The sequence below is a fragment of the Phormidium sp. CCY1219 genome (assembly GCF_035615515.1).
GTDB lineage: Bacteria > Cyanobacteriota > Cyanobacteriia > Cyanobacteriales > Laspinemataceae > CCY1219.
In genome coordinates this window covers 1-419 of record NZ_JAJENT010000386.1, presented here as the reverse complement: position 1 = coordinate 419, position 419 = coordinate 1, and the positions used below count along the sequence as shown (strand labels likewise).

The following is a 419-nucleotide window of genomic DNA, read 5'->3' as shown; positions in this document are numbered from 1 at the left end:
TCTTCTAACGCGATCGGTCTGCACCTGTATCCCATCTGGGAAGCGGCTTCTCTCGATGAGTGGCTCTACAACGGCGGTCCCTATCAGTTAGTGATTTTCCACTTCCTGATTGGCGTGTTCTGCTACATGGGCCGCGAGTGGGAACTGTCCTACCGCTTGGGGATGCGTCCTTGGATCTGCGTCGCTTACAGCGCTCCGGTTGCTGCTGCTACCGCAGTGTTCCTGATCTACCCCATCGGCCAAGGTTCTTTCTCTGATGGCATGCCTCTGGGCATCTCTGGAACCTTCAACTTCATGTTGGTGTTCCAAGCCGAGCACAACATCCTGATGCACCCCTTCCATATGTTGGGTGTGGCTGGCGTGTTCGGTGGTGCGCTGTTCAGCGCCATGCACGGTTCTCTCGTGACCAGCTCTCTGGT

Annotated in this window: 1 pseudogene; it reads left to right on the top strand. The window is 56.3% G+C overall.

Annotation, left to right across the window (positions count from 1 at the left end):
* Nucleotides 1–419: pseudogene (locus LKK83_RS31965) on the top strand (photosystem II q(b) protein); the annotation flags it as partial.